This window comes from Aureimonas mangrovi, from assembly GCF_014058705.1.
Lineage (GTDB): Bacteria > Pseudomonadota > Alphaproteobacteria > Rhizobiales > Rhizobiaceae > Aureimonas > Aureimonas mangrovi.
On record NZ_CP059692.1, the window covers coordinates 472207 to 498692 of the forward strand.

Annotated in this window: 25 protein-coding genes and 1 pseudogene; 5 read left to right on the plus strand and 21 right to left on the minus strand. The window is 64.3% G+C overall.

Features of this window, described 5'->3' with window-relative positions:
• Position 1: 1 nt before the first annotated feature.
• Positions 2-1021, minus strand: a complete 1020-nt coding sequence (locus H1343_RS02160) for an FAD binding domain-containing protein (RefSeq protein ID WP_185984343.1) — start codon at positions 1019-1021, stop codon at positions 2-4.
• Positions 1021-1662, minus strand: coding sequence for a (2Fe-2S)-binding protein (locus H1343_RS02165; RefSeq protein ID WP_185985426.1), 642 nt, complete (start codon positions 1660-1662; stop codon positions 1021-1023). The genes H1343_RS02160 and H1343_RS02165 overlap by 1 nt, the downstream gene beginning before the upstream one ends.
• A 139-nt stretch (positions 1663-1801) precedes the next feature.
• On the opposite strand from H1343_RS02165, the gene H1343_RS02170 reads away from it, so the two are divergent.
• The gene (locus tag H1343_RS02170) at positions 1802-2392 is read left to right on the plus strand and encodes a TetR/AcrR family transcriptional regulator (RefSeq protein WP_185984344.1); all 591 of its coding nucleotides are present in this window, start codon (positions 1802-1804) and stop codon (positions 2390-2392) included.
• Between the two features lie 175 nt (positions 2393-2567).
• On the opposite strand, the pseudogene H1343_RS02175 reads toward H1343_RS02170, so the two are convergent.
• The 15 genes and pseudogenes from H1343_RS02175 to H1343_RS02245 form a co-directional block, all read right to left on the minus strand.
• A pseudogene (locus H1343_RS02175) lies at positions 2568-3064 on the minus strand (DDE-type integrase/transposase/recombinase); the annotation flags it as partial.
• A gap of 253 nt (positions 3065-3317) precedes the next feature.
• A complete protein-coding gene (locus tag H1343_RS02180) occupies positions 3318-4847 on the minus strand; it encodes a phospholipase D-like domain-containing protein (protein WP_246333219.1) in 1530 nt (509 codons plus the stop codon).
• A gap of 38 nt (positions 4848-4885) precedes the next feature.
• Positions 4886-5209, minus strand: coding sequence for a hypothetical protein (locus H1343_RS02185; RefSeq protein WP_185984345.1), 324 nt, complete (start codon positions 5207-5209; stop codon positions 4886-4888).
• Positions 5209-5796 carry a phosphatidylglycerophosphatase A gene (locus tag H1343_RS02190; protein WP_185984346.1) on the minus strand — a complete coding sequence of 196 codons (588 nt, stop codon included), beginning with the start codon at positions 5794-5796 and terminating at the stop codon, positions 5209-5211. Before H1343_RS02190 ends, H1343_RS02185 begins: the two co-directional genes overlap by 1 nt.
• A 172-nt stretch (positions 5797-5968) precedes the next feature.
• Positions 5969-7036 (minus strand): CNNM domain-containing protein, encoded by a 1068-nt coding sequence (locus tag H1343_RS02195; protein WP_185984347.1) that lies wholly within the window; start codon positions 7034-7036, stop codon positions 5969-5971.
• The gene (locus H1343_RS02200; protein ID WP_185984348.1) at positions 7033-8409 is read right to left on the minus strand and encodes a hemolysin family protein; all 1377 of its coding nucleotides are present in this window, start codon (positions 8407-8409) and stop codon (positions 7033-7035) included. The genes H1343_RS02195 and H1343_RS02200 overlap by 4 nt, the downstream gene beginning before the upstream one ends.
• A 252-nt stretch (positions 8410-8661) precedes the next feature.
• The gene (locus H1343_RS02205) at positions 8662-9315 is read right to left on the minus strand and encodes a DedA family protein (protein ID WP_185984349.1); all 654 of its coding nucleotides are present in this window, start codon (positions 9313-9315) and stop codon (positions 8662-8664) included.
• Positions 9316-9422: 107 nt separating this feature from the next.
• On the minus strand, positions 9423-10055 hold the full coding sequence (locus H1343_RS02210; RefSeq protein ID WP_185984350.1) for a DUF2076 domain-containing protein: 633 nt from the start codon (positions 10053-10055) through the stop codon (positions 9423-9425).
• Between the two features lie 45 nt (positions 10056-10100).
• Positions 10101-10823, minus strand: a complete 723-nt coding sequence (locus H1343_RS02215; protein WP_185984351.1) for a Bax inhibitor-1/YccA family protein — start codon at positions 10821-10823, stop codon at positions 10101-10103.
• Between the two features lie 61 nt (positions 10824-10884).
• Positions 10885-11661, minus strand: a complete 777-nt coding sequence (locus H1343_RS02220; protein WP_185984352.1) for an anti-sigma factor family protein — start codon at positions 11659-11661, stop codon at positions 10885-10887.
• A complete protein-coding gene (locus H1343_RS02225) occupies positions 11651-12190 on the minus strand; it encodes a sigma-70 family RNA polymerase sigma factor (RefSeq protein WP_185984353.1) in 540 nt (179 codons plus the stop codon). The genes H1343_RS02220 and H1343_RS02225 overlap by 11 nt, the downstream gene beginning before the upstream one ends.
• A gap of 145 nt (positions 12191-12335) precedes the next feature.
• The gene (locus tag H1343_RS02230; protein ID WP_185984354.1) at positions 12336-12848 is read right to left on the minus strand and encodes a DUF808 family protein; all 513 of its coding nucleotides are present in this window, start codon (positions 12846-12848) and stop codon (positions 12336-12338) included.
• A gap of 765 nt (positions 12849-13613) precedes the next feature.
• Positions 13614-16715 (minus strand): efflux RND transporter permease subunit, encoded by a 3102-nt coding sequence (locus H1343_RS02235; RefSeq protein WP_185984355.1) that lies wholly within the window; start codon positions 16713-16715, stop codon positions 13614-13616.
• The gene (locus H1343_RS02240; RefSeq protein WP_185984356.1) at positions 16715-17788 is read right to left on the minus strand and encodes an efflux RND transporter periplasmic adaptor subunit; all 1074 of its coding nucleotides are present in this window, start codon (positions 17786-17788) and stop codon (positions 16715-16717) included. The genes H1343_RS02235 and H1343_RS02240 overlap by 1 nt, the downstream gene beginning before the upstream one ends.
• Before the next feature lie 11 nt (positions 17789-17799).
• Positions 17800-18381, minus strand: coding sequence for a TetR/AcrR family transcriptional regulator (locus tag H1343_RS02245; protein WP_185984357.1), 582 nt, complete (start codon positions 18379-18381; stop codon positions 17800-17802).
• A gap of 198 nt (positions 18382-18579) precedes the next feature.
• Here H1343_RS02245 and H1343_RS02250 point away from each other — a divergent pair, with 198 nt between their 5' ends.
• Positions 18580-19131, plus strand: a complete 552-nt coding sequence (locus H1343_RS02250) for a hypothetical protein (protein WP_210270061.1) — start codon at positions 18580-18582, stop codon at positions 19129-19131.
• A 369-nt stretch (positions 19132-19500) separates the two neighbouring features.
• Here the strand turns inward: H1343_RS02250 and H1343_RS02255 are convergent, their stop codons facing one another.
• Both H1343_RS02255 and H1343_RS02260 read right to left on the minus strand, forming a co-directional pair.
• Positions 19501-19956: a cyclic nucleotide-binding domain-containing protein gene (locus tag H1343_RS02255; RefSeq protein WP_185984359.1), complete on the minus strand. Its 456-nt coding sequence runs from the start codon at positions 19954-19956 to the stop codon at positions 19501-19503.
• Between the two features lie 143 nt (positions 19957-20099).
• Positions 20100-20783 carry a response regulator transcription factor gene (locus H1343_RS02260; protein ID WP_185984360.1) on the minus strand — a complete coding sequence of 228 codons (684 nt, stop codon included), beginning with the start codon at positions 20781-20783 and terminating at the stop codon, positions 20100-20102.
• A 20-nt stretch (positions 20784-20803) separates the two neighbouring features.
• Here H1343_RS02260 and H1343_RS02265 point away from each other — a divergent pair, with 20 nt between their 5' ends.
• Together H1343_RS02265 and H1343_RS02270 are read left to right on the plus strand one after the other, a co-directional pair.
• Positions 20804-21424, plus strand: a complete 621-nt coding sequence (locus H1343_RS02265) for a L,D-transpeptidase family protein (protein ID WP_425484621.1) — start codon at positions 20804-20806, stop codon at positions 21422-21424.
• A 155-nt stretch (positions 21425-21579) separates the two neighbouring features.
• Positions 21580-23928: an FdhF/YdeP family oxidoreductase gene (locus H1343_RS02270; protein ID WP_185984361.1), complete on the plus strand. Its 2349-nt coding sequence runs from the start codon at positions 21580-21582 to the stop codon at positions 23926-23928.
• Between the two features lie 204 nt (positions 23929-24132).
• Here the strand turns inward: H1343_RS02270 and H1343_RS02275 are convergent, their stop codons facing one another.
• Complete coding sequence (locus tag H1343_RS02275) at positions 24133-25047, minus strand: NmrA/HSCARG family protein (protein ID WP_185984362.1); 915 nt, start codon at positions 25045-25047, stop codon at positions 24133-24135.
• Positions 25048-25147: 100 nt separating this feature from the next.
• On the opposite strand from H1343_RS02275, the gene H1343_RS02280 reads away from it, so the two are divergent.
• Entirely contained in the window at positions 25148-25561 is a 414-nt protein-coding gene (locus H1343_RS02280; RefSeq protein ID WP_185984363.1) for a winged helix-turn-helix transcriptional regulator, read from the plus strand.
• 158 nt (positions 25562-25719) lie between these two features.
• Here the strand turns inward: H1343_RS02280 and H1343_RS02285 are convergent, their stop codons facing one another.
• Complete coding sequence (locus tag H1343_RS02285) at positions 25720-26343, minus strand: class I SAM-dependent methyltransferase (protein WP_246333499.1); 624 nt, start codon at positions 26341-26343, stop codon at positions 25720-25722.
• Positions 26344-26486 lie beyond the last annotated feature (143 nt).

Here is a 26486-nt window from a genome sequence, read left to right on the forward strand (position 1 = left end):
CTCAGGTCCCCCGACCGGCGGCGATCAGAAGCGCGTCCGCCACGGTCCGGGCGCCGAGCTCCACCTTGAAGATGTTCGCCCGTCCCGGCACGGCCTCGGCGAAGGCGGCTCTTCCGGCCTCGAGCGCGACCGTGTCCGAAAGCTCGCGCCCGGCGAGTACGCCTTCCGCGGCCTCCGATCGCCACGGGCGCGTCGCGACGCCGCCGAGCGCGACCCGCGCGCGCTCGACCCGCGCGCCCGTCATCTCCAGCGCGACCGCCGCGGATGCGATCGCAAACGCGTATGATTCGCGGTCGCGGATCTTGTGATAGGTGGATCGTGCGCCGGCTGCGCTCTTCTCCACCACGATGCCGACCACCAATTCGCCGGGCTCGAGCGTGAACTCCAGATGCGGCGTCTCGCCCGGCAGCCGATAGAGGTCCGCGACCGGGAGCTCGCGCTCACCCGCGGGACCTACGAGTTGAATTCGTGCGTCCATGGCGACCAAAGCGACCGGCCAGTCTCCCGGCGAGACCGCGGTGCACGCGTTGCTGGTACCGAGCACCGCTTGGCCACGATCGAGCCCGCCGATTGCCGCGCAGCCACTGCCGGGCACGCGCTTGTTGCACGGATAATCCGCCGCGCCGCCGCTCGCTCCGCCGTAGCCATTTCGGAAATAGAGGCAACGCGTGCGCTGGAGGAGGTTCGCCCCAACGGTCGCCATGTTGCGCAGCTGCTGTGAAGCCGCCTTCGACAGTGCTTCGGCGAGGACCGGATACTCGTCGCGTATGACAGGGTCCGCGGCAACCTGCGCCATACGGGCGTTCGCGCCGAAGCGCAGCGTCTCGCCTGCGGTCTCGACTGCGTCCAGCCCTTCGATGAAAGTGACGTCGACGAGCGCCGTAGGCCGCTCGATGTTGAGCTTCATCAGATCGTAGAGGGTGGTGCCCCCGGCGACGTAGCGTGCGCCGTCGCTGAAACTTGCATAGGCAGCGATGGCGTCCGCTATGCTGACCGGGCGCTCGTAGCGGATCGGTCGCATCAGCTTCGCCTCATCTCGACGGCCGCTTGCTGGATGGCGGCGACGATGCCGACATAGGCGCCGCATCGGCAGATGTTGCCGCTCATGTACTCGCGGATGCGCTCGACTGAATCCGCATTGCCTTCTCGAACGCAGGCGACTGCCGCCATGATCTGCCCTGGCGTGCAGTAGCCGCACTGGAGCGCGTCGTGATCGATGAAGGCCTGCTGCATGGGATGCAACTCATCGCGGTCCGAAAGACCTTCGATGGTCACCACCTCGCGACCTTCCACCTTGGCGGCGAAGGTCAGGCAGGAGACGATCCGCTGTCCGTCAATGTGGACGGTGCAGGCCCCACATTGCCCATGATCACAACCTTTCTTCGTGCCCATGAGCCCGAGTTGCTCGCGCAGCAGGTCGAGCAGCGAAGTGCGCGCATCCACGTCGATTTCGATCGCTTCGCCGTTGACCGTTGTACGCACGGTGAGTGCGTGCTCGGCAGCGACAGGAAGCTTGGGCAGGAGGTTTGCGTGCTCCTGCGCATGAACGCGGCCAATGAACGGCGCGGTGGAGGCCGCCGCCCCTGCAAGCAGTGCAGAGCGACGGGAAAGGACGAGCGCCCCTTCGGCTCGCGGATGTCGGTGGTCTGGTTCGTCCGTCATCGATCTCATCCCCAACTGACACGGGCCCGGCATGCTCGGCGTTGCCGAAAACACGGCATCCGCCTATAAGTACGATTGGTATCGCTACATATGTACCAATCGTATCTATACGTCAATTCTAAAGCGACGAAATCTGCTGATGAACACTCCGAAACGACGCCGCTCCATTGGCGCGCGGCCCAATCCGGAGGCGGCGAACGCGATCCTCGACGCCGCAGCCTCGCTTCTCGAGCGCAAGGGTCTGCGCGGTCTGACGACGGACGCGATCGCGCGCGAAGCGCGGGCCAGCAAAACGACACTTTACCGATGGTGGCCGAACCGCGGTGCGTTGCTTCTCGCGCTTTACGTGCGAGCGAAAGGTGACAGCGCGACGATCGACACCGGGTCGCTCGTCGAGGATGTTGCGCGGACCTATGCCCGGGTCTTCGAAGCCTGGCGGGAGCGCGGCCGTCTCTTCTCGCTTATCATTGCCGAAGCCCAGCATGATGACGGCGTGGCGCAGGCTCTGACCGTTTTTCGCGAGGAGCGCGTTCGCGAGTGGTTACCGACGTTGCGCCGATCCCGCGAACGCGGCGAACTCGCGGAGAATGCCGACCTTGATGCTATCGCCGAATCAATCGTCGCGCACGCCTGGTTCTACCTGTTGTCTAAACGTCTCGATGTTGATGCGAATATACTAGCCAAAAAGGTGGTTGGTGCTTGGATGCGCAATAAAGATATCGAAACGTAGATTTTATCGTAGAAATACATCTGACACACTGGGTCGTTCTAAGCTTGGATTCTGTGAGCGTTTGATGACGCTAAGTTAGCCTGTTTCGCTTTTCCAATGAGCTTTCAATCCAAAGTAATTATCGGGATCTTGCTGGGCCATTTCTGTCAAGATCAGGAACCATTCTAGAAGCCTACACTCGCTCGACCTGACCGTTCGTCCAAAGGTGACAGGGCTTGGTCAAGCGATGTTCGATATCGAGGTCTGCGCAGTCCCTCGAAGGCATGGCAGCGGAAGAGAACCGTATCGGCTCGCATCCGCCTGATCTCAGCCGGTGTCCACGTCGTGCCGGAAGGTTCGGTGAAGTGCGTTCCATTGTCGGTCAGCACCGCGTGGATCTTGTAGGGAACGGCGGTAGCGAGAGCCCGAAGGAAGTCTTTGGCGATGCGGCGGGTCGCCCTCTCGTGCAGTTCGACGAAGGCGAACTTGGTCGTGCGGTCGATGGCCACGAGGAGACAGAGCTTGCCCTCAGCGGTCCCACCTCGGCGATGTCAAAGTGGAAGTACCGATCGGGTAACGCTTGAACTTCGAGCGCCTGGGCTTGTCACCTTCGACATCAGGCAGCCGGGAGATGCCGGGGCGCTGAAGACATCGGTGCAGCGATGACTTCTTCAGATGGGGGATCGTTGACTTAGCCTGCGACAACGCGTGGTGGGCCGCCGTTTAAGAACTCGCTTCAACTGTAGCCACGGAGGCAGTTCCGTAAGAACAGCTTATCCAATTCTGTAACGGCGAGGCGCGGCTAATTGCCCCCAACACACGCAGGCAGTACTTTCGGTATGCCTCAAACGGACCAATAGTCGAAAACGAGCTATCCCACGGCCTTGATCCCGACGCGTCGCGGATGCCTGAGTCGTCTGCCGTGTGGTAGGAAGCCGTCATACGCTCAGCGAGTGCGACGCTTTGAACCTTGCGAAAACTTGTCCGGCAGTCTTCTGAGAAGCCCTCTCTTTGCCAGCGGCTCGAACATCTGTTCGGGACCTTCAGGATCGAGAATCTGGTTCTCAGCGAGCCATTCCTCGATGTCCTTTAGTTCCGGCGGTTCATAGGGTCGAAGCGACCGATCACGGCCGCGCAGGTTCTCGATCGTCGCGACCAGCGAGCCGGTGTCGTGAATCCCTTGCTTCACGGTCTCTGCGCTGGCCCCCAGATGTTCGCCGAGCAGATCGTTGCGGATAGCCGCTATGCGCCCTCCGGTGCCTGGCGGGCTTCCGGCCGCGTCAATCGTGATGTCGCATTCGGTGTCGAGCCGCATCGAGCGGTTGTTCATGTTGGCCGAACCGATGCGCAGGAACCGGTCGTCGACGATGAGAACCTTGGCGTGAACGTAAATGGCTTCGCCGCCGTCATTGAACGGATGGTAGATGCGCAAGCGCCCTTCGTGATCCAGTCGCCGCAGAGCCTCGAAAAGGCGGGCGCGGGCCGTATCCATCGCCAGCGGTTCGAGCCAGCCCTGCGCGGTTACCGGATTGACGATCACAATTTCCGGACCGCCGGATTCCTGCAGTCGCCGCGCGATCGCCGCCGCGATCTTGCTGGACGCGAAGTACTGGCTTTCCGCATATATGAAACGCTTTGCCGACAGGATCTGATCGACGAACAACTCCTCGACCTCGCGGACGGATGGCCGCTCATCCAGTTCTGGAGCAGACCGCGAGATCGCGACATCAACGTTTTCGAAATCAGGTTCAAGGCCGGATGGCCAGCACGCAGAGGCGCTCTCGATCGGCACAAGCGCCGGGGAGCCACCAGCCGTCGCCCAACGCTCCCGGCAGACCTCGGCGATGACGCCCGTCACCGGTCCCGTGATCGCGGTCGTGACGTCGTGCCAGGGCTTGTAACGCCGGCGGGTGAACGGACGCCGTCGACGCTCGTCCTCGAACGCGTGCTCGCGCGTGTCCCAGCGATCGCCGGTCATGTCGATGCCGCCGCAGAAGGCGAGACAGTCGTCGATCATCACGATCTTCTGGTGGTGAGATGAGCCGAACGGGTGAGCGCTGTCCAGCTTGGTATGGATGCGCGGATGCCGCATCCACTTCACGACCGTGACGATCGTCGAGCCTCGCTGCAACGTTGCAAGAGCCCCTATGTCCCAGCGGAGGAGGAAGATTTCGAGATCGGGATTGCGCTCCACGAGCCACAGAACAAAGTCGCCGAGCTTTGCCGGACCGTCGTCATCCCGATCACGGCCGAGTTCGATGCGACCGTCGAAATCCCAGCCGATCATGGTGATGCGCCGCTTGGCGGAGACCATTGAACGCCGCGCGAAGCGGAAATAATCGTCGGCGTCGATGATCACGGACAGGCGGTCCGCCCGATCGATCGCCATGCAGTTGCGTCCGGGTTCGAGAATGTCCGAAGTGGCGGCATCGGACACACCTACGATGTCGTTCTCACCAAGGATACCTGCCGACAAAATACAGCTCCGTTCTCGCCAAGGGGGGCGCGATCTATCTAAACCAGCGAGATGCCGATGGCCCACAGGGTCGCGAGCGGCCCGGCAAACTCCGAGAGGCCCGAACGCCGACGCGCCGCGGTCCGCCAGACGCAAAAGCACATGAAGGCGTTCATGGGCCATGGCAGTACCCAGACGCCGACCGCAAGCCAGGCTGGGGCGTCGCTCGCGAACAGGACGAGCGCCGTGGCACTCGTCGTCAGATTGACGATCGTGCCCCATATCAGCATGTCGATGAAGAACAGCCGTGCGAGCGGAACTTCGCCGCTCCATGCGGAGCGCAGATAGGCGCGCCAACGCCACCATTGCAGCGCGCTGGACATCACGGTTTCGGTCCGTTCTTTGTAGAGCGCGACGTATCCGCCATCAGGGCACTGCCATTTTTCATTGTCCGCCCGCACGTCGCTCCGCGATAAGCAAGTGTCGCTTTGGGCCAAGCCAGCCATATAAGGAGGGCGGCCGATCCGACGATCGCGCCGGCGGCCATGTCGTCCGCCAGGACACCGAAGGGCGACGGGATCGTCTCGATCACATTCAGCGGCCACGGCTTCCAGCGGTCAACGAAGAGGAACAACGCAGCGACAGCGGTGATGGCGATGCGTCTCCAAGTGGCAATCAGCGCGACAAGCACGAGCACACCCAGAACCTCGTCCACGACGATCCGACGATCGTCGCCGATTCCTGATCGTACCTCCAGCGAGGCAATCGCGAGCGCGGCCGCGATGGAAAGGAGCATTGCCCAAGAAGCCGATGCGGTTCGACCTGGTCTTGCGACCAAGATCACGGTGAGAACGCTCGCAACGGCGAGGCCGGCGCGCAACGGTTCAACGAGCCCGGCGCCGAACCAGGTCGCTAGGAGAACGTCGGGACTGAACCAGGCGAGTGCGCCGGGAGGCGGGAGGAGCTCCATCAGTTCAGTTCGAGACCGCGCGTCCTACCCGGCGACAAGCGTGCACAGTGTCGCCGTGTCATCATCATGCAACTCGCGCGCTTGGGCGACGGCGCGACCGTCGACGTCTCCGCGAGGTGACCGACATCGGAAGGGGCGGCGTATTCCACAGCCGCGGATCTTCTGAACAACATCAGCCCGTCTCGGATAGCCGACCTGCTGACGGCATCGTGGCGGGAAGCTTCGATGCCGCCGACCCGGCTGGGAGAACGCGCTTAAGGATATCGGCAAGCGTCACGATCCCTATCACCTCGCTATTCTCCATCACGACGGCAAGTTGCACGCTCGCTTCGCGCATTCGAGCCAGCGCTTCGTAGACGGGTGTCTTTGCCGGAAGCGTGAACGCGGGCCGGGCGCTACCCACTGCGAGCTGCGCATCGGGGAGCATGAGCGTATCGCGGACATGCACCACCAAGGGTGCCGCACTGTCCCCGCCAAGCATCAGGATGCGCATATGCCCCGATTGCAGCGCGGCTGCGCGAACTTCGGCAACGGTTGCATCGCGCGTAACATGCGTCGGCATCACGCCGCGAGCCACAAGGGTTTCGACCGGCAGGGTCCCCAGATCGATAAGCCCGGAGATCTGCTGCTGCATCTCCGGCTCGAGAGTGCCGACCTTGGCGGAATGTTCGACGAGCTGCCGGATGGTCGCGATATCCTGTCCGCCGACGGCTGCGCTCTCGACCGGCTCGACCCCGCTCGCGCGTACGAGGCGGTTGGCGAGATGGTTGACCCATCTCAAGAGCGGTCGAAGCGGCCACATGTAAGCCTGGGAGATGAGCCCGATCGCCAGAGCGGAACGTTCGGGGTGGGCGATCGCCCATGATTTCGGCGCCATCTCGCCGACGACGAGGTGCAGGAAGGTGACGATGAAGAGCGACAGGGCAAAAGCCGCTCCGCCGGCGGCCCAGTCCGGCATACCCATTGCGACGAACAACGGACCAAGCCACGCGTCGACGGCGGGTTTCGTAACGGCGCCGAGAGCGAACGTGCAGACTGTGATACCGAGTTGGGCGCCAGCCAGCATCAGCGTCAGATCGTTCATCCCGCGCAGGGCTGCCCGCGCCGAGCTGCTTGCGACGGCAAGTTCCTCCAGCCGATGTCGCCGCGCTCCCAGAAGCGCAAATTCGATGATGACGAAGAACGCGCTCAATGCGATCAGAGCGATCGTCGCGAGCGTGACGGTCAGCGGGTCGCTCATCGGTCTTCCACCGTCATTGCCAGTTCCGTGAGTTTGACCCGCACCTCGGTCGGCACGTGCCTCTCGACACGCAGGACGTCCACTTCCAGACGACGGCGCACGGGTCGATCGGCGACGAGCTCGGCCGGATCGACCGGCAGGTCGACGGTGACGGTGGCGCCCTCTGTCGGCAGGGCGCCGAGTTCGGCAATGAGCATTCCCGCGACGGTCTCGACATCGCCGCGAGGCAGATCGTATCCGATGGCGCGCTCGACTTCGTCGAGGTGCACGTCGCCTTGCATGAGCCAGATATTCTCACCTTCCGGAACGACTGCGTCGCCGATCTCGGCATCATGCTCGTCGGTGATCTCGCCGACCACTTCCATGGCCAGATCCTCAAGGGTCAGCACCCCGGCAAAGCCGCCATACTCGTCGATCACGCAGGCGAGCTGGTTGTTGGAGCTCGACAGTTGGGCGAGCGCGTCGGGCAGTAGCATCAGGGTCGGCAGCACCGTTGCAGGTCGCATCACCGCGGCGACGGTTTCGTTCGCACGACCCGAAGCACTGTGGGCGAGAACGTCGGCAAGGTGAACAACGCCGATCGGCGTATCGTCTTCGTCGATGACCGGGTATCGGGTGTGCGCGCGGGACATCAGTTCGCGCAGTTCATCGAGCGTCGCGCTCGGGCTCACCCAGTCGACCTGCGAGCGCGGGATCATCGCATGTTCGACATCGCGTTGGGGGAAGTCGAGGATGCGATCCAGCATGAGAGAGAGCTCGTGCGGAAGATGTCCGCTTTCGCGCGAATCTTCGATGATGCGGGGCAGGTCGCCTGCGGATGCGCTGACATCGAGGTCATGCACCGGTTCGATGCGAAGAGCCTTCAGCAACAGATTGGCTGACTTGTCGAACAGGCCGATCAGCCAGCCGAAAACGGTGAGGTAGACGAGGGTCGAGCCGGCAAGACCGCGCGCGAGCGGTTCAGGGTTCGAGATCGCAAGGTTCTTCGGGTAGAGTTCGCCGAAGATCATCTGGATGATCGTCGCTGCGGCCAGCGCCAATACGGTCCCTGTTGCTACCCCGACCTCAGTCGGAACGCCTGCCGCGCCGAGCAGAACGCCAAGCGATTCTCCCACGAGCGGTTCTGCGACGAAGCCGACGAGAAGACCGGTGACAGTGATGCCGAGCTGTGCGCCCGACAGCATGAAACTGGTGCGCCTCGTCACCGCCAAGGCTCTTTTTGCCGCCACGTCGCCCTCGGCGACGCGGGCCGCCAGGCGCGTGCGATCGACAGACATGTATGCGAACTCCTGGGCGACGAAATACCCGTTCGCGGCAATGATCGCGAGGATCAGGAGAATACCGAGCAGCAGGAAGAGAAGCGGCTCGATCACGGTGTCACCGCCAGCGCGTTCGTTTCAGCAGTCAGAATTGTTCCGATGTTCACGGGGATCCGTCATCCTTTATGGAAGTGTCTTGCGAGCGCGCTGGTGCGACGCCCGTTCATGCGGCCATACGCAGGCATGTGCTGCGGAAGAGATTTGCCGTCTCCGGCGGAATGTCGGAAATGCAATTCGAGAACCTCAAACTGGGAGCTCATCACGGGCGACGAGGTATAGGGTTCGACGGCAGAGACGTGGTGCGGCTTACGATCGAGCGGCGGCCCGCACCCGTTCGGGGCGCCGCGTGGCGAAAAAGCGCTTGCCGCCGATGATCGTGGCGACAACCGTCACCGCAAGGACGAGCGCGATGATGCCGAGCCCGCCGCCGCCCGCCACCGCATCAACTTCGCCCGCGCCGCGAGCGCCAAGATAGCCCGGCGCGAGCATCACCGGCGCCCAAAGGACGGCCGACAGAACGTTGGCGATCTGGAAGCGCCACTGGCTCATCGCCATCATGCCGGCGACGAGCGGAACCGTGGAACGGATCGGGCCGAGGAAGCGTCCGATGAAGACAGCCGCGAAACCGTATCGCCGGAAGAACAGGCGGGTTTTGGCAATCGGGTGACGGTAGCGGCGAAGCGGCTTGCGATAGACGATGCCCGGCCCGAGCCATCGGCCGATCGCGTAGGAGACGATGTCTCCCAGGATCGCACCGAGGATCGCGCCGGCGAGGATCGGCAGCGGATCGACGATCCCGGCACCGGCGAGCCCGCCGATCAGAAGCATGATGGCGGTGGCCGGGATCAGCAGCCCGACAAGAACAAGCGACTCCCCGAGGCAGATCAGGGTGACGATCGGCAGCGCCCAGGCCTGGTGCGTCCGTATGAACTCGCCGAGATCGGCGATGAAGGATTCCATCGATTCAGGTTCCGGTTCAATGAGGAGGCCAGGGTCGCGGAAACGACCCTGGCCTCGAAGTCGGTTTCCGGCAGACGGGCGGACCCGTTCTCGCCGAGGATCAGACCCTAGAGCTCTTCGTCGCCGCCGAAATCGTCGAAGCCCATGGCTTCGCCGGCGTCGGCAAATTCGGTCTCGACCGCGTCGCCGGCGTCGGCCAGCGCATCACCTGCTCCGTCGATCGGGTTCTCGCCGTCGAACAGACCGCCGAGCATGGATCCGAGCATCATGCCGCCGGCGACACCCACCGCAGTCTGCGCCGCGCCGGCGAGGAAGCCGCCACCGCCACCGCCCGCCTGTCGTGCGGTGCCCTGAGCTCCGCTGCCACCCCACGCGCCGGACGCCCCTGCCGAGCCCGCATGGGGGCGGGCTGCCTGAGCGTAGCCGCCGGAACGCGGCTGAGATGCGCGCGCCGGCTGCTGCGAGCCGCCCCCGCCGAACAGCGAACCGAACAGCCCGCCGCCCGAACCCTGCGACCGGCTTGCCTGTGCTTCCAGTTCCTGTATCCGCGCCTGCGCGGCTTCCAGCGCCTGCTCCTGCACGATGATCGTCTGTGCCATGTAGTAGGGCGCGCCAGGCTGGCTGGAGACCCGCTCCTGGATGAAGCGGTCGGCCTCCGGGTCACGCGGTGGCGCGGTGCGCTCGGCGTCGGAGAGCTTGCCGAAAAGGTTCTGGATCAGGCCCTGTTCGTCACGGTTCATGATGGTCGTTCCCTGCTGATGTTCGACGAAGCGGTGCCAAGCCCGCTACTCCTCTCGCTGCCCGGTGAAGTTCAGGAGGAGCTGAAAGAGGTTGATGAAGTTGAGGTAGAGCGAGAGGGCGCTCATCACCGCGATCTTGCCGGCGGCCTCGTGGCCGTGGTGCTCGGAATACTCTTCCTTGATGCGCTGGGTGTCCCAGGCGGTCAGCCCGGTGAAGACCAGAACGCCGATCACCGAAACGGCGAACTGCAGCGCGCTCGACTGGAGGAAGAGGTTCACGAGGCTGGCGATCACGACGCCGATCAGCCCCATGAACAGGAAGGTGCCGAAGCCGGAAAGGTCACGCTTCGTGGTGTAGCCGTAGAGGCTCATCACGCCGAAGACGCTGGACGCGATGAAGAAGGTCTGCGCGATGCTGGCCCCGGTGAAGACGAGGAAGATCGAGGCCATCGACAGGCCCATCACCGCGCAAAAAGCCCAGAAAAGCATTTGCGCCGTCGCGAACGAAACCCGCTCGATACGGAAGGAGAGGAACATCACGAACGCGAGCGGCGCCAGCATCACCACCCATTTGAGCGGCGTCGAGAAGATCGGCACGTAGAGCGCCGGCGTGTTCGCCACTGCAAAGGCCACAAGCCCGGTGATGACGAGGCCGAGGCCCATGTAATTGTAGACGCGCAGCATGTGCGCGCGCAGGCCTTCGTCGAAGATCGCTCCGGAACGGGCGGGCGCGGCTGGGACGCCAGCGCCGCGGAAAGGCGTATTCATGCGGTCGAACTCCTTGAGGGAATGGGTCGGAGGTTTGTTAGAAAAGGTCGGTTTCGGAGCTTCAGCGAAGGCCCTCCTCGATCGCGCCTGCTTCGGTCTCCAGCGCGTCGCGGCTGCCCCCAACCGTGACAAGCGCGTAGGCGACCTCGCCGATCTGCCAGTAGGCAGCCGTCGTGTTGGCCTCGACGAAGACACCGACGGGCACGACATCGAAGGTGCCGGGGCGGACGGCGAAGAGGGAGACGTCGCCGAGGTCCGGCGAGCGGAGCGCCATCTCGACGCTCGGACCAAAGGTTGACGGGAACACCTGGACGTCCTGCACGGCCCATTTGCGCGGCAACTCCGGAACTCGGATCGCGGTCGCGGAAAGGATTTCCGCTGGATCGTAGTCCGCGGTTTCGATCTGCGAGACCATGCCTGCCCGGATCGCGCTGGTGCGATGGGCGCGCATGGCATCGGCGACGAAGGCAGGGGGCGGTGCCGAAGCGACACTCTCGCGCACGCCGAGCGCGTTGAACTCGGCATGGGCGATCCAGCCGGCGCCCAGCATCAGGGCGAGCGCGGCCGCCCGCGACAGGCGCCGGAGAGCGACGCGTCGCCTGAGCGAGCGTTCGAGCCGCCCCGCCACCGCGTTCGCGCGCACGCTGGCGGGAAGCGGCATGGTCGACAGCGCCAGCCGAAGTTCGTCGCGCGTGCGCAGTTCCGCCATGACCCGCGCCGCCTCGTCGGGCCGTTCGGCAAGATACGCTTCGATCTCGATCCTGCGGGGAACCGGAAGCTGATCGTCAATGTAGGCGATGAGGTCGAAGTCGGTGATCGGGTCCGCCTCAGGATGCATCGTGCACTCCCCTCGCTCTGAACGGCACGACCTGTGCGTCGATGGGGCCGTCTTCTATTTCCCGTAAGCGGGCTCGCGCCCGCGAAAGGCGAGAGACGAGCGTGCCCACAGGGATGCCAAGCGCATCCGCTGCCTCGTTGTAGGAGAGACCTTCGACCGTCACGAGGTGGAGCGCGGCGCGCTGCTCGTCGGGCAGCATCATGAAGGACCGACGAACGTCGGCGAGGCGTGTCGCCTCGTCCTGTCCGCCACTGACGGCCGCTTCGGCATGAAGATCGATCGCGGCGTCACGCGCGCGGTCGGCGCGCTTCCGGCGCGCTTCGTCGATGAAACGGTTGTGGAGGATCGACATCAGCCAAGAGCGGAGGTTCCCGCCCTTTCGGAACCGGTCCTGCCGCTCTATTGCCCGTACGAGCGCGTCGTGGACGAGGTCCTCCGCGTCCTGCGGGTCGCGCGTCAACGAGAGCGCATAGCGCCGCAGCGGCCCAAGCAGGCCAACGACATCGAGGTCACGCGAAGGGTCGCTCATGTGAGGTATACGGACGACAGCCGGATTCCATCCGTGAGGCGGGCGAGAAATCTCCACATCTGGCGAAAGGAAGTCAGCGCGTCGCCGATGACCCGAGCCTCCGGGGCTGGAAGAGACCGCGTTACGCCCGAACCGAGACGCGTTGCTATGCCGATTTCTCGGCAAGAGAGCGTAGGCCCGTCACGGCCTTCCACAATGGTGCCACCACCTTGCCGACGATCGGGATCGAGGCGAAGCCTGCGACCAGCCCGACGATGCCGGACCCGATCGCGGTGACGACCCATTCGGCGATCCCTCCGGCCGCGGACACAGACTGGCCGACCGCGACGGCGATGTCGTGGATCAGTCGCTCCGGCCCTTCCAGTCCATAGCCCGCGAGGCTGTGGACGATGATCCCTCCACCGATCCAGAGCATTGCGGCGGTGCCGAGAACCGCCAGCCCTTTCAGAAAAGTCGGCATGGCGCGTACGACCCCCCTGCCGAAGGCAGCCGTTGCACCCATGTCGCTTTTGGCAAGCGCCAATCCGGCGTCGTCGGCCTTCACGATGAGGGCGACCGCACCATAGACGGCAATCGTGATGCCGATCGCGACCACCGCCATAACGGCGGCCTGTGTCCAGACCGACGATGTCGTCAGCCCCGACAGGGTGATCGCCATGATCTCTGCGGAGAGATGAAGTCCGTCTTGATGGCTCCCGCGACGCGCTCGTCTTCGAGCGTCTTCGCATTGGGGGCGACGGTTCCGAGCGCAGCCTCGTGGGCGTGAGCCTTGTGCGGCGCGAAGGCTTCGCCGTGCGCTGGCCCGGCTGGCTTGGCGGTCCTCTCGTTGGCATGCTCGGCACCTTCGCCTATCTGCGCGTCGCGCCCCTCGCCTTGACGGCGGAGCTTTCGGCCCGCGCCCGGGAGACGGGCTCGGCTCTGGATTTCGTTCCGCCAATACTTCTCGGCCTCGACTGCGCGGCTGCGTCTCGATCGTTGCTGACCCACTCCTTTCGAACAACGGCGTGTTCGTCGTCGCCATGGTCGCGGCCAGTTTCGCGGCCGCGCTTACTGCCGGCCAATTCCATCCGACCCGTCCTCGTCCCGCGCAGAGCGTGCGCGGGCTTCTCGGCGGACTGCTCGGGTTCGCTCCGCAGAGGAGACAGTGCGTTTTCCGCATGCCTCAAGAGGTAAAGCTTGTCATCGCTGGCAGCGCGCTCGCGCCATCTCGGTCAGCTCTCACTCGACACGGGGCGGCAACTCGGGAAAGTAGTAGCGCGTCAGGAGTCTATCGCGCTCAAGGTGCAGCGTGACTTACCAGTATGCCCTGCGTGAGCGGAGGCTGCCACGCTGAGCTTCTCTTAAGACGTCAGAACCATCAGAATCTTCATGGCCGTACTCCAGTATGGTCTTCGTATGGGTTCCCGATCGCGGATCGGATCGGTCAAGCTGCCGTGGGAGCCTCGATCGGCTCTTCGCCGGGTTTGCTGCGCTGCTCGTAGAGGAGGAGCCAGAGCAGAAGACAGGGAAGCAGGAGGAGCGTCGCGACCGTCGCGACGGCCAGGCCGCCGATGATCGCGAAGGCCATCGGCCCCCAAAAAATCTGGAACGCGATCGGGACCATGCCGAGCATGGCGGCCAGCGCCGTCAGGACGATGGGGCGGGCGCGGTGGGTGGAGGCGTGAACGATCGCTTCCCAAGGCTTTTCCCCATTCGCGACGTTGACATCGACCTCCTGGATCAGGATCACGGCGTTGCGGATGATCATGCCGGCGAGCGCGATGACGCCGAGCTGCGCAACGAAGCCCATGGGCGTTCCTGTCGGGAGCATGGCCAGTACCACGCCGATCAGGCCGAAGGGCGCCATGAGGATGGCGAGCCCCGTGCGTGCGAAGCTCTGAAGCTGCACCATCAGAAGGGCGAAGATCACGAAGCCCATGGCCGGAAGAACGGCGAGGATCGAATCCGTGCCCTTGGCGGCCTCCTCCACCACGCCCGAGATCTCGATCGAATAGCCGATGGGAAGTTCGGCGCGGATGGGCTCCAAAGCGCGATCGATGTCGAGGGCGACGGTCGCCGGCTGGACGTTCGACGCGACGTCGGCCTGAACGATCACCATCGCGTTGCCAGACCGGCGCCAGATCACCGGCTCGTTCGTGCCATAGCTGACCGTCGCGATCTGGCGCAGCGGAATGCTGGCCCCGGATGCTGCGCGGAACTGAAGGTTCTCGATAACCCGGACCGAAGAGCGGTCGTCTCCTTGCCCGCGAATGACGACATCGACCATTCGATTGCCGTCACGCACGGACGTCACGGGCGCTCCCGCGATCGTCGCGGCGATCTCGCCGGCGACGGACTGCGAGCTGATGCCGAGCGCCCGGGCCTCAACTTGATTGATCTCGACACGGATGCTGCGCTGCGGCTCGCCGGCGGTCAGGTTGATGTCGGAGGTGCGGCTGTCGCGAGCGACGATCTCTGCGACCTCGGCGCTCAGGTTCTTGACGATCGCATAGTCCGGGCCGAGGACACGGTAGCGCACCGGCCAGCCAACGGGCGGCCCGACCTCCAGCGGTGAAACGCGCGTGACGATGTCGGCGTGGCGGTCCGCGAAGAACGCTTCGATCCGACGCTGCACCTCGTCCCGCTCGGCGACGCTTTTGGCGACGATCACAGTCTGCGAAACATTGTCGTTGTCGAGGAGCACGTCCATCGGCAGGTAGAAGCGCACGGAGCCGGATCCGACATAGGTTGTGAAGTGCTCGACGGCAGGGTCGTCCACCAACAGAGCTTCCAGATCGCGGGCACGGGCTTCCGTCGCCTCGCGCGAGGCGTTCTGCGGCAAGGTCAGGTTGACCAGGAGTTCGGGGCGATCGGACGCGGGGAAGAACTGTTCCTCCAGCTTCGTCGCACCGAAGATGGATACAGCGAACGCGGCAAGGAACAGCGCGAGCGTCGCGAACCGCCAACGCATCGCGAGATCGAGCAGGCTGCGGAACGCCCGCATGATCCGCCCCTCGCCATGCCCCGCGTGAGCCATCTTGTCCGGCAGTAGCCACATGCCGAGAAGCGGCGCGAACAGGACGGCGACGATCCAGGACGCCGACAGCGAGATCAGCACGACCATGAAGAGCGAGTAGGTGTATTCGCCAGCGCTCGACGCCGCGAAACCCACGGGGATGAAGCCGGCGATCATCACGAGCGTGCCGGTCAGCATCGGGAAGGCCGTGGTGTCGTAGGCGTGGCTGGCCGAAACGTCCTTCGGCTGGCCGATCTCCAGCTGGCCGACCATGCTTTCCACCGTGATCATCGCGTCGTCGACGAGAAGACCGAGCGAGATGATGAGCGCGCCGAGCGAGATGCGCTGCAGGCCGATTCCCGCCACCTCCATACCGATAAAGGTCATCGCGAGGACGAGCGGGATCGCCGCGGTGATAACGAGACCCGCTTTCATGCCCAGCGACAGGAAGGAGACCGCGAGTACAATCGCGATGGCTTCGAGAAGGACCTTCACGAAACCGCCGATCGCGTACTGAACCACGGTGGACTGGTCGGCGACCTGGACGACGTCGATGCCGGGCGGAAGGTCGTTTTGGATCTCCGCCATTCGCTCCTGAAGCCGCGCACCGAAATCGATGAGGTTGCCGCCTTCTCGCATCGAGATGGCGAGCGCGATCACCGTTTCGCCGTTGACGCGAACGCTGGGTGCCGGCGTGTCGACAAGCCCGCGCCTGACATCGGCAATGTCAATTAGACGCACGAAGCGATCGTTGACGCGCAGCACGAGCTCGCGCAGGTCGTCCTCCGAGGCCAGCGCGCCGCTGACCTGAAAGAGGATCTTGTCCTCCTGCGTCTTCAGCTCGCCAGCGGGCGCAACCGCATTCTGCGCTTGGATGGCCTCGACTACCGCCGCCTTGTTAAGGCCGAAGGCCGCAAGCCGGGCGGAGGAAAACTCGAGTACGATCTCCTCCTCCTGCACGCCGAGCAGGTTGACCTTCCCGATATCCGGCACCGACAAGAGCTGGTTGCGGATAATGTCGACGCGATCGCGAAGGTCGCGATGCGTGAAGCCGTCGGCGGTGAAGGCGAAGATGCTGCCGAACGTGTCGCCGAACTCGTCATCCAGAAAGGGGCCCTGGATGCCGTCGGGAAGCGCCGGAGCGAGGTCGCCGATCTTCTTGCGGACCTGATACCAGACCTCGGCGACCTCGCTTGGCGGCGCGTCGTCCTTCAAATTGACGAAGATTACCGACTGGCCGGGCTTCGTATAGCTCTGCGTGTGGTCGAGAAAGGCAGTCTCGGCCAGCCGCTTCTCCAACGGCTCGGTCAGGAGGCGGACCGTATCGGCCGTGGTCGCGCCGGGCCAGTTGGCGGCGACCACCATGGTCTTGATCGTGAACGGCGGGTCCTCGTTGCGCGACAGGCGTGTGTAGCTCAGCGCCCCGGCAATGAGGGTCGCGAGCATGAGGAAGACGACGAAGGAGCGGTGGCGGAGCGTCCAGGCGGACAGGTTGAAGCCACTATGGGTCGGGGGAGCACCGCCGGACATCAACGTGCTCCCTCGCGGACGAGAACCTGTTCCCCGTCGCGCAGCTTCGCGACGCCCGTCGTGGCGACTGTGTCGCCGTCCGCCAAGCCGGCCGACACGTAGAGGAACCGCTCGTCGAAGCGGGCCACCTCGACGGATCGCCGCTGGACGGTACCGGCTTGCGGGTCGATCACGAACACTGCCGATCCGCCTTCCGACTTGGTCAGCGCGGATGCCGGCAACCTCGCGAGTTGGTCTTGGCCGACGACGAGTGTGCCGAGGACCGGCGCGCCGAACGGCATCGCCGCTGCGTTTGCGTTCACGGCAACCATGACCCGGTAGGCTCTCGTCGACGGGTCAGCCAGCGGCGCGACCTCATCGATCGTCCCCATCGCGGTAATGCCAGGATCCGTCACGAGCTGCAGTGCGATCGTCGCGTCCTCGGGCGTGGTCCGGTAGAGGACTTCGGGAACGTCGAAGACCGCGTGGCGCCGTTCTTCCGTCACCAGGCGAAGAACGACCTGCCCCGAAGCCACCACCTCGCCCTGGTTGGCCTGGACGGCCGAGATCGTGCCTTCGTGAGGGGCGCGGAGTTCCGTGTAGGAGAGGGCGTCCTCGGCCTGCTCCAGCGCGACGGTCGCGGCGTCGACACGCGCCTGCGTCGTCGCGAGGTTGGCATTCGCTTCGTCGACGCTCGCACGGGCGGTGGCGTTTCGCTCCAGCAACGTGCGCTGGCGTTCGGCGGCGAGCCGCGCCAGTGACATCGCCGCGTTCGCCGCCGCAAGTTCCGCCCGGGCGGTGCGCAGAGCGGTCTCTGCCGGACGCTTGTCCAGAACCGCGAGCACATCGCCTTCCCGCACCGTCTGGCCAAGTGGAAGGCGCGACGCGAGCATTCCGTTCAGGCGAAAGGCGAGCGCGGTGTCGTGGTATGGCTGGATCTCTCCAACCTGACTGAACGTCTCCTCAACCGTCTCGGCTCGGACCTGGATCGCATCGACAGTGCGCGGTTCCGTCGGCCTTGCATCATCGTCGGAAGAACAGCCGACCGCGATCACGGCCGCGACTGCGACCGCGCTGGCTTTCCAAATTGTCATCGTGACGTCCCTTAAGGTGATAGGCCGTTCAAGATCGTGTCTATGGTCCGCTCAACGAACTCTTGCGGATCTCCGAGGTCCATCTCCGGCGCAGTGATGGCCAAGGTGATCGACCCATGTAGAGCTGCCCAGATGATGTCGGTCTTCTGCTTCGCCTCGCCAGGGGCCAACACGCCGGCCTCTATGGCGGCAGCGGTTCGGCGAATGAATTCGCCATAGGCGTCGGTGACTGTCTGGATGAGGCCTGCATTTCGCGTTGCATGGCTGTCTTCGAGAAACATCAACCGGTAGCGAACAGGATCAGACAGCGCGAAGTCTGCGTAAGACATTGTGAGATCACGAAGTGCCTTCAGAGGATCCGCTGAGACCTCGCGCGCTTGTACTTGCTCGTAGAGCTCGCTCATGCCCACGCTGAAATATGCAAGGATCATGTCTTGCCGGCTTGTGAAGTACCGGTAGAGGTTCCCAACCGTCATTCCCAAGTTCGACGCAAGATACCGCATGGACAGCGCACCGATCCCCTCCTCCTCGACGATCGAAGCCGCTTCCCGAAGGATGCGCCTTCGTACCTCGTGGACCTCCTCAGGCGTCATAGCCAGTCGTGGCATTCCGTCCTCATATGTTGACAGTGTTCAGTAAACGCGTTCATTATTGAGCGCAAGTGGGATAGTGTTCTTTGCGCGGGCAGCGTTGATCGCCGAGCCTTTGAGAGCGGTCGCCCAATGATCATCTCAACGTCAGCCGAGCGAGTGGAGGCTCCGTCCGGAGTGAAACCCTTTTCTGGAGAGCCTGTGTCCGCACTCACGATCGAGGATCGTCGCCTGGGGTACGAAGCCAAGAGGTTCGCGCTGGAGACGTTGGTCAAGATATATATCGAGCATACGAACGGTTCCCGCGCGCTCTTGATGTCGCATGCGCGCATCATGCTCACGCTCGCGATTGCCGCCATGGCCGGCTTCATAACGGTCTACGCCGCGATGCTTCGCAGCAATCCGGCCGGGCTCGATTGGATCGAGCCCATTCCCGCGTTTCTGGCACTGTCCGGTCTTGCCCTGATCGTCACATCCGCGCTGCTGTCGAGCAGGGCCCTGTCATTGGCCGCAAAGGTCGCGACGGATCTGCTGCGAGACCCGTTTCCAACGGCGCAGCGCGAATTGCGGGAGATGTTCGACGCCAAGAACGAGGACATCGTTCTCAGCAGTCTCGTGGCGACGATCCAGCTGCATATCGCTGACACGGCCCCGAAGAACAATCATAGCGTCTACGCGACGATGTCGCTCATCGCTGGCACCATTCTAGCCGCCGCCTCGCTTGTCGTTTCGTTTGTCATGCCTGTCTCGTGACCGCGGGGAACGACGGAATATCTAGGCGTAAGAAGCGAGCCGCGAGACGGCCGGGCAAGCTATCTGGAATCGCGGCGGAACAGCAGTGCCCCGACGACGAGCGACCTGAGTCGGCCCCGCGAAAATGTCGCTGTCGTGACGCGGCAGTTCGGAGGCAAGGATCAGAAGATAGCGGTCCCGGTCCCGGTCGCGCAGCGCAGTGCGCTGTAGCCGTTTCGCCGCGCTTATGCAGGTCATCGAGCCGATTGGCGGTCCGCCGGGTGAAAGCGTGCCGCTGGGGGTGGACCACCAGCGGATCGGCCGCGCGGTGCGGCTGTTCTCGCCGGGCTGGAGGCGGAACTGGCGGCTGGAGCCGGTTGAGGCGGTCGGTCAGTCCTCGAAGCGGCCTTCGAGCGCGACGACGCTCTGCGTCATGTCGGCGAGGTCGGCGGCGATGCGCGCGCGCACGCCCTCGGCGATCTCGGGAAACTCCTGGAGCATCCGGCGAAAGAGCGGGCGGGCGATCCGGATGACGTCGCAGGGCGATGCCGTCACCGCATTCGCCCCGCGCCGGGTCTCGGTGATGAGCGCGAGTTCGCCGAGAAGCGTGCCAGGGCCCGCCTCGGCCAGGACGCGACGGCCGCGCTTGCCCTCGACGACGAGCTCGACCCGGCCGGAGACGATCACGAAGCCCGCGTCGGCGCGCGCCTCGGCGCGGTACAGGAACTCCCCCTCGCGCAGCGAGCGGTGCTCCGCGCCGAAGGCGAGCAGCCGCAGCTGATCGCGCGTCAGGTCCGAGAACAGGGCGACCCCGCTCAGGATGTCGATGTCGCTTTCAAGGCTCATCGCCTGCGTCGCACTCCGTCACGCCGCGCCCGCCGACCGGAGGTCACACGGGCGCATCGCCGTCCATTGTGCGGGCGATGTCCTTCCAAAAGGTCAAATTTCTCTCAAAGTCGAGAGATCGAGGCTCGAATCGACCGAAGCCGTCACGGCATCAGCTTGTAGCCGCCGGATTCCGTGACGATGAGCCGCGCATTGGAGGGATCGGGCTCGATCTTCTGCCGCAGCCGGTAGACATGGGTTTCAAGCGTGTGCGTCGTCACGCCCGAATTATAGCCCCACACCTCCTCCAGCAGCACGTCGCGCGTCACCACGCGTCTATCCGCCCGGTAGAGATAGCGGATGATCGCCGTCTCCTTCTCGGTCAATCGGATCTTGCCGCCCTTCTCGTCCGTCAACGCTTTCTGGCTGGGACGGAAGACGTAGGGGCCGACTTGAAAAGTGGCGTCTTCGCTCTGTTCGTGCTGGCGCAGCTGGGCGCGAATGCGCGCAAGAAGGACGGCGAAGCGGAAGGGCTTCGTCACGTAGTCGTTGGCACCGGCCTCCAGGCCGAGAATGGTGTCGGCATCCGCGTCATGGCCGGTGAGGATGATGACAGGCGCCTTGAAACCCGACTTACGCAGAACCTTCACCGCCTCGCGGCCGTCCATGTCCGGCAGGCCGACATCCATCACCACAAGATCGACATGGTCCGAACGCGCGGTATTGATGCCCTTCGTAGCGTTCGCCTCCTCCAGCACCGTGAACTCCTCGTGCAGGCCGAGTTGCTCGGCCAGCGCAGAGCGCAGGTCGTCGTCGTCGTCGATGATGAGAATGCTTCGCGCGCTCATGAAATCCCGTTATCAGTTCGGTGGCTGCGGGCCCCGCAGCGCCCCTCCCACGACTCTTCGAGAAACAATCTGTGAAGCGATCGGCCTCATTTCCACCTCTGCGCCACGCGGAGCGCGCAAAAAGTACGAAGTTCGTGGTGCGCCGGTCGCCGCTCGGCGCGCGCCGCGGCATCCTGCAAGCTGGAACGATGCGCCTTCCATGCGTGCTGGGGCGAGGGGGAACCAGCATCTTCAAGCGCGAGGGGGACGGCGCGACGCCGGTGGCGTCGATGGCTCTCCTCTTCGCTTATCGCAGGGCCGCGGGCACGGTTCGCGTCGTGCCGCCGATGCCCTGGCGCTTCTCGCGAAAGGATGACGGCTGGTGCGACGCGCCGCTTCATGCCGCCTATAACCGCCCGGTCCGCCTGCCTTTTTCGCAAAGCGCGGAGACGATGCAACGTGCCGACCGGCTCTACGATCTCGTTGTTGTACTCGACTGGAACATTGTTTCGCGGCGGCGCGGGGCGGGCAGCGCCATCTTCCTCCACGTCGCCAAGAAAGGTTATCCGCCGACGGCCGGTTGCGTGGCCGTCAACCCCCATGACATGCGCCGCCTCGTGCCCTTCCTGCGGACCGGAACGCGCCTTGTGGTTCACCGCTGACGCGACAACGCGGACGCGATCAAATTGCGAACACGCACGCGTGATCGGCCTCTGGGGACCGCGCGATCCTGCCGCAGAGATCGGATTGAACGCGGACGCCTCTGCGACGTTATGTTCGAGAGCGAGCAGCGGCAGACATTGCGACGGAGAGTGACATGAGGCGCAGCGAGATCACCGATCGACCGAAGGTGCGCGCCTACGACCAGCCGACGGGCGGTTGGGGGTCGATGAAGTCGCTTCTCGAAAAATCCTTCGCGGAAAACGTTTCCAAGACAGCGCTCTGGGGCGTCCTGTCGAAGCAGAACAAGACCGGCGGTGTCATGTGCGTCTCCTGCTCATGGGCCAAGCCCGCGGGCAAGGACGCCCACCTCTACGAATTCTGCGAGAACGGCGCCAAGGCGACCATCTGGGAGATGACCGAGGCGCGCACCGGCCGCGATTTCTTCGCGCGGCACCGCGTGAGCGAGCTTCTGGACTGGACGGACTACGACCTGGAGAAGAGCGGTCGTCTGACGAGCCCGATGCGCTACGACGCCTCGCTCGACCAGTATGTGCCCGTCACCTGGGAAAGCGCCTTCGCGGAGATCGGCAAGGAGCTGAAGGCGCTCGATCCGAAATCGGTGATCTTCTACGCGTCCGGCCGTGCGTCGCTGGAAACGAGTTTCATGTACCAGCTTCTGGCGCGTATCTACGGCAACCAGAACCTGCCGGACTCCTCCAACATGTGCCACGAGTCCACCTCGGTCGGCCTCAAGGCCTCGATCGGCTCGCCGGTGGGAACGGTGACACTGGAGGATTTCGACCACACCGACATGATGTTCTTCTTTGGGCACAACACCGGCACCAATGCGCCGCGCCTTCTTCACCAGTTGCAGGAGGTGCGAAAGCGCGGCGCCCCGGTCGTGACGTTCAACCCGATCGAGGAGCGCGGACTGATGCGCTTCAAGAGCCCGCAGAACCCCGCGGAGATGCTCTCGCCCGGCCCCGGCACCAAGATGTCGAGCGACTATCTGCAGCTTAAGTGCGGCGGCGACATCGCCGCGATGACCGGCATCGCCAAGACGGTATTGGCGCTCGACGACGAAGCGAAGGCCAGCGGCGGCCCCCGTGTCCTCGACGTCGACTTCATCGAGGCGCACTGCGACGGCTTCGCGGAATTCGAGGCGTTCGTGCGCGGTTCCGAATGGGCCGAGATCGAGCACTATTCCGGACTCTCGCGCGAAGACCTCGAGGATGTCGGCCGCACCTATTCTCGGGCCAACGCCGTCATCGCCCACTACGGCATGGGCCTGACGCAGCATCGCCACGGCGTGAAGAACGTGCAGATGCTCGTCAATCTGATGCTGATGCGCGGCAATGTGGGCAAGAAGGGCGCCGGCCTGTCGCCGATCCGCGGCCATTCCAACGTCCAGGGGCAACGTACGGTGGGCATCACCGAGAAGACGGAACTCGTCCCCGTGGAGAAGTTCGAACAGTTCTACGGCTTCCAGGCCCCGCGTGAGAAGGGGCTCGCGACGGTCGAAGCCTGCGAGGGCGTGCTCGACGGCTCGGTAAAGGCCTTTATCGGGCTCGGCGGCAATTTCGTGCGCGCCATTCCCGAAACCGAGCTGATGGAAGGGGCGTGGGGCGGGCTGCGGCTGCATGTCGAGATCGCCACCAAGCTCAACCGCTCGCATCTCGTGCCGGGCGAGGTGACGTATCTCCTGCCGTGCCTCGGGCGCACCGAGCTCGACCATCAGGCGACGGGCGACCAGTGGGTGTCGATCGAGGATTCCACCGCCACCATCCATGGCTCCTTCGGCTTCCGCCCGCCGGCCTCGCCGGAACTTCTGTCGGAGCCGAAGATCGTCGCCGAGATCGCCAAGGCGACGATCGCCGGCAAGAGCACTATCCCGTGGGACGAGTGGGTGGGCGACTACAGCCGGGTTCGCGACGAGATCGAGCGCTGCTACCCGGAGCATTTTAAGGATTTCAACGCCCGCTTTCGCCAGCCCGGCGGTTTTCACCGCGACATCAAGGCCTGCTACCGCGAGTGGGAGACCGAAAGCGGCAAGGCGAATTTCGTCCTGCCCGACGGTTTCGATGCCAATCCGGACGTCGACATGAGCGGCGAGAACGTCTTCAGGCTGATGACGCTGCGCTCGAACGACCAGTTCAACACGACGGTCTACGGTTATGACGACCGGCTGCGCGGGGTCTGGGGCTCGCGCATGGTGCTCCTGATGAACGGCGAGGACATGCAGCGTCTCGGCCTGCGGGACCAGGACCTCGTGGACGTGCGCACCCATGTCGACGACGGTGTGGAGCGGCGCGTCGAGGCACTGCGCGTTCACTCCTTCAAGTTGCCGAAGGGCGATGTCGGCGGCTATTTCCCGGAGCTGAACAAGCTCATTCCCCTGTGGCACCACGCGGAGGAGAGCCTGTGCCCGGCAGCCAAATGCGTGCCCGTGGAGGTGACGCGCTCGGCTGTGCAACATGTGGAGGCGCCGGTGCGGGCGGCATGATCTCGAGATTAGCATCGCGCGGAGCCGCGCGGCTCAGATCGTTTCCTCATGAGATGTCGTGCCTTCAGAAGCCGGCTGGGCAACTTCCCTTATCAACGCCGGCCACTCGCATGCTTGGAAATCGCCGACGGACACAGGCAGAAAGCGGCAGCCTGCTTCCGGGCTCAGTTGCCCTGAAGCAGGCCTAAGCATTCCGCCGGCCTCTCAGGCGCTGTTATAGGCCCAGGCGCCTTTGGCACCGAGCGCTCGGGCAAAGGGCTCTCGTCCGCTCCCTGCAAGCCATGTCGAGAAGCGCGTAAGGCCCGGTTCGATCGCGCGCAGAGCGTCGAGGTCGGCGTGTCCAGCGACCGGACCCTCGTCCAAGAGCCTTGTCAGCTTGGCGAGAAAGGGATTGGCCGCCAGAACGTCGTCGGAGAAACGTGCGTAGGCGATGGGACGGCCTGCCTCGCGGCTAAACAGCGTCTCCAACTCGCGTCCCGTCAACTGATCGCCTGCAATCTCGAACGTCTGCCCACCGAACCGCTTCGGCGCGGCGAAGACGGTCGCGACGATCCGACCGATATCCTCGACGGCGATGAACTGCATGGACTGGTCCGGCCGGGCGAAGAAAGTAAAGCGGTCCTCGTCCAGACCGAAGCCCGGCATCACGAGCATTTCCATGAAGATCGCGGGACGCACAATCGTCCAGGTGATCGGCAGGGCGCGGACATGCGCCTCAATGCGCATTTTCGTGTCGAAATGGGCAACCCCCGTCGGCTTGTCGCCGACCGCAGCGCCCGAGCTGTAGACGAGGTGCTGGACGCCCGCCTCGGCTGCCAGGTCTGCGACTACAATACCGTAGCGCACTTCCTCCTCGTCTGTCACCGTGCCGCCTGGCGAACTCGGCTGGACGCTGAATACGCCTTGGACATCCTGCATGGCCTGCTCCATCGACGCTTTGTCGTCGAAGCTACCCTCTACCAGCTCTGCGCCGGCGTCCCGCAGTGCCAAGGCGCCCGGTGACGACAGGTCGCGCACGATGGCGCGAACGGAGTGCCCTGCTTTCAAGAGCGCGGCCGCGACCGATCCGCCCTGCTGACCGGTAGCCCCGAACACAAGGATCGGCTGATGAAGTGACATGAAGAACCCTCCTGTCGTCTCGAGGGTTACCCATCTATACTCATACCCTCCGGGTCGGAAGGCGGCACACGGGGCACCCTCGGGCACAGGAATGATACGAATGGAGCGGCTGATACACGGAAGGCCCTACCAGGAGACCGACAAAGGTCCCGTGTTCCGGCCCTGCGCTCCGAATAGCGTATTGGCGCGGCTCGGCGACAAATGGACGATCCTCGTCATGAGTCATTTGGCGGTGGCCCCTGGGCACCGCCTCCGCTTTTCGGAGCTGAAGTCGGGAATCGAGGGCATCACGCAGCGCATGTTGACGGTTACGCTTCGTCTCCTCGAGCGCGACGGGCTCGTCTCGCGCCACTATTTTCCCGAGGTGCCGCCTCGCGTCGAGTACGAGCTGACCGAGATGGGCGCGAGCATGCTGCCGGCGTTGGAAGGTTTTACGTCCTGGATCCGAGACAACTGGCCTCGTATAGCGGCTTGCCGTCGCCAGTACGATGGCAAGCAGGACAATGCGGGTTAATGACCGTTGACCGGACCGCCGATGGACTAGACTAGACGGTGACGGCAGCTCCTGGGACGAAGACGATCACGCTATAGCGACCGAGAGGGGCGCGAAAGCGAGCGCGCGATTCGGGTGCAGGCCGGCGTTGTCTCCTGTTCATGCGTTGCAGCGGACGATCAACCGCGCCAGCGCCAGACGGTGGTGCGCTTGACCTCGGCGTCCTCAAGCGCGCGGGACACCGGCACCTCGTAGACAGCGAGCTGTTCGATCCGGTTCTTCGGCAGATAAGCGCGGCCGGGATCGCCGACGACGATCTTGGTCCCGGCGGCAGCCAGCTCGTCGAACCACGGTACGAGCCGCGCGGCGAACTCCCGGTCGTAGAAGACGTCGCCCGCCAAAAGCACGTCGGCTTCGATCTGCTGGCCGATGACGTCGCGCTGCGTGAAGCGGATCGCGGCCCCATTCGCTGCCGCATTGAGCGCGGTGGCGGCTTCGCAGAACGGGTCGACGTCGACGGCGGTGACGTCCCGCGCGCCGGCCTTCGCCGCCGCGATCGCGACGAGGCCGGAGCCTGAGGCGAAGTCGAGGACGGCGCGGCCTGCGACGAGTTCCGGATGATCGAGGACATGGCGCGCGAGCCCCTGGCCGCCGGCCCAGGCGAAGGCCCAGAAGGGCGGCGGGAGGCCGATCTCGGCCAGTTCCTCCTCCGTCTTCAGCCAGAGATCGTGCGCCTCGCTCGCAAGGTTCAGCACGATCTCCGGCACATGCGGCGGGGCAAGGCGTGCCGTGTTGGCGAGGATGAAATTCCGGCGTTCCGAAAGCTCGGAAACGGCGGAACCGCAGGGCTCTCCAGAGCCTTTCTCTTCCAGAGAATGCGAGGAGAATTCGATGTTCAAAGGTGGCCTGCTCTGGCTGATCGGGATTCCGATCCCGATCATTATCA

Bases quoted from the DNA above. Each gene is read 5' to 3' on its own strand.
- H1343_RS02240 (WP_185984356.1), bottom strand. From the start codon at position 17,788: ATGACAATTTGGAAAGCCAGCGCGGTCGCAGTCGCGGCCGTGATCGCG.
- H1343_RS02225 (WP_185984353.1), bottom strand. From the start codon at position 12,190: ATGAGCGACCCTTCGCGTGACCTCGATGTCGTTGGCCTGCTTGGGCCG.
- H1343_RS02195 (WP_185984347.1), bottom strand. From the start codon at position 7,036: ATGAGCGACCCGCTGACCGTCACGCTCGCGACGATCGCTCTGATCGCA.
- H1343_RS02230 (WP_185984354.1), bottom strand. From the start codon at position 12,848: ATGGCGATCACCCTGTCGGGGCTGACGACATCGTCGGTCTGGACACAG.
- H1343_RS02255 (WP_185984359.1), bottom strand. From the start codon at position 19,956: ATGAGCCTTGAAAGCGACATCGACATCCTGAGCGGGGTCGCCCTGTTC.
- H1343_RS02275 (WP_185984362.1), bottom strand. From the start codon at position 25,047: ATGTCACTTCATCAGCCGATCCTTGTGTTCGGGGCTACCGGTCAGCAG.
- H1343_RS02205 (WP_185984349.1), bottom strand. From the start codon at position 9,315: ATGGAATCCTTCATCGCCGATCTCGGCGAGTTCATACGGACGCACCAG.
- H1343_RS02260 (WP_185984360.1), bottom strand. From the start codon at position 20,783: ATGAGCGCGCGAAGCATTCTCATCATCGACGACGACGACGACCTGCGC.
- H1343_RS02235 (WP_185984355.1), bottom strand. From the start codon at position 16,715: ATGTCCGGCGGTGCTCCCCCGACCCATAGTGGCTTCAACCTGTCCGCC.
- H1343_RS02190 (WP_185984346.1), bottom strand. From the start codon at position 5,796: ATGGAGCTCCTCCCGCCTCCCGGCGCACTCGCCTGGTTCAGTCCCGAC.
- H1343_RS02220 (WP_185984352.1), bottom strand. From the start codon at position 11,661: ATGCATCCTGAGGCGGACCCGATCACCGACTTCGACCTCATCGCCTAC.
- H1343_RS02170 (WP_185984344.1), top strand. From the start codon at position 1,802: ATGAACACTCCGAAACGACGCCGCTCCATTGGCGCGCGGCCCAATCCG.
- H1343_RS02270 (WP_185984361.1), top strand. From the start codon at position 21,580: ATGAGGCGCAGCGAGATCACCGATCGACCGAAGGTGCGCGCCTACGAC.
- H1343_RS02210 (WP_185984350.1), bottom strand. From the start codon at position 10,055: ATGAACCGTGACGAACAGGGCCTGATCCAGAACCTTTTCGGCAAGCTC.
- H1343_RS02165 (WP_185985426.1), bottom strand. From the start codon at position 1,662: ATGACGGACGAACCAGACCACCGACATCCGCGAGCCGAAGGGGCGCTC.
- H1343_RS02280 (WP_185984363.1), top strand. From the start codon at position 25,148: ATGGAGCGGCTGATACACGGAAGGCCCTACCAGGAGACCGACAAAGGT.
- H1343_RS02215 (WP_185984351.1), bottom strand. From the start codon at position 10,823: ATGAATACGCCTTTCCGCGGCGCTGGCGTCCCAGCCGCGCCCGCCCGT.
- H1343_RS02245 (WP_185984357.1), bottom strand. From the start codon at position 18,381: ATGACGCCTGAGGAGGTCCACGAGGTACGAAGGCGCATCCTTCGGGAA.
- H1343_RS02185 (WP_185984345.1), bottom strand. From the start codon at position 5,209: ATGTCCAGCGCGCTGCAATGGTGGCGTTGGCGCGCCTATCTGCGCTCC.
- H1343_RS02160 (WP_185984343.1), bottom strand. From the start codon at position 1,021: ATGCGACCGATCCGCTACGAGCGCCCGGTCAGCATAGCGGACGCCATC.